This is a genomic window from Marinobacter sp. UBA2498 (genome assembly GCF_002341575.1).
GTDB lineage: Bacteria > Pseudomonadota > Gammaproteobacteria > Pseudomonadales > Oleiphilaceae > Marinobacter > Marinobacter manganoxydans.
Map to the genome: position 1 here is coordinate 45,343 of NZ_DDOI01000145.1, position 1,465 is coordinate 46,807.

The window sequence follows — 1,465 nt, forward strand, 5'->3', positions numbered from 1 at the left end:
TACCTGCATATGGTGGATACATTAGAGACTGCCTGGCAGTTCGGGATGCGGGTGAATGCCCGCCAGCGCCCGGTAATGAACAGCGAACCAGACCCTGCGTTTGACCCCTACCAGGCCGACGATTTCGATGCACTGATCAAGCACTGGTTACCCCTGACGCTTGCGCTCAACAGCCTGAATCGAAGCATGGGGCATGACGATGCCTACCCCTTCGTGCTTGCGGCTCCGGTGGTGGAGAAACTCCGTCTGGTACACCGAATAGCTCACGGTGGTTAACGAAAGGACCCCAAATGAAAAAGAACAAATCGATAGACTGGAAAAACTACGATCCCAACGAGTTCTACGATGAACTGATTGCTGCCAAGGGCAAGCCCCGGCCTGCGGCCACGGCGATTACCGACTACCTGGGCAATCTTGGTTCCGAGGAAATCCAGGCGCGCCAGCAGGCGGCCGAACTGGCGATACTTGAGATGGGGGTCAGCTTCACTATCTATAGCGAGGGCGAAAATATTGACCGGGCCTGGCCCTTCGACATCATTCCCCGGGTTATTTCGCGTCGGGAGTGGGAAACCATCGAGCAGGGTCTGGCCCAGCGCCTGACGGCCCTAAACATGTTCATCAACGACATCTACAACGACCAGAACATCGTCAAGGACAAGGTCATCCCCAAATATGTGTTCGCCAACTCGAAGAACTTTCGCGAGCAATGTCGGGGGTTCACGCCGCCACTGGGGGTCTGGGCGCACATCTGTGGATCCGACCTGGTGCGGGATAAAGATGGCAAGGTGTATGTTCTTGAGGACAACCTGCGGGTCCCCTCGGGTGTTTCCTACATGCTGGAGAACCGTCAGTTGACCAAACGGGTGTTCCCGGAGCTGTTCGACAAAACCAGCATTCTGCCGGTCGATGACTACACCAACCAGCTGTTCGACATGCTGGCGTCGATTTCGCCCCGGCCTCAGGACCACCCGAAAATTGCGGTGCTCACGCCAGGTATTTTCAACTCCGCCTATTTTGAACATTCCTTCCTGGCTCAGCGCATGGGCGCCGAGCTGGTAGAAGGGGCCGACCTGGTGGTTGGCGAAGATGATTGTGTCTACATGCGTACTGTCGAGGGCCTGGAGCGCGTGGATGTGATTTATCGCCGCATTGACGACGATTTCCTGGACCCGGAGGTATTCCGTTCCGATTCCACTCTGGGCGTGCCCGGTCTGATGCGAGCCTGGCGCAATGGCAAGGTTGGCCTCGCCAATGCACCGGGTGCCGGCGTGGCCGACGACAAGGTGATCTACGCCTTCGTGCCGGACATGATCCGTTACTACCTGGATGAGGAGCCGATCATCCCGAACGTGCCCACCTACATGTGTGTGAACAAGCAGGATCAGGAGTATGTCCTTGAGCATCTCGACGAGTTGGTGGTCAAGCCCGCGAACGAGTCCGGGGGCTATGGCATGCTGGTGGGGCC

General features: G+C 57.4%; 2 protein-coding genes. Both read left to right on the forward strand.

Annotated features, from left to right (window positions below; all coding sequences use genetic code 11):
• Window positions 1–276: putative zinc-binding metallopeptidase (locus B2W52_RS20225; protein ID WP_286803978.1), on the forward strand; the 276-nt coding region annotated here is incomplete at its 5' end.
• Between the two features lie 14 nt (window positions 277–290).
• Window positions 291–1,465: circularly permuted type 2 ATP-grasp protein (locus B2W52_RS20230; RefSeq protein WP_286803979.1), on the forward strand; the 1,175-nt coding region annotated here is incomplete at its 3' end.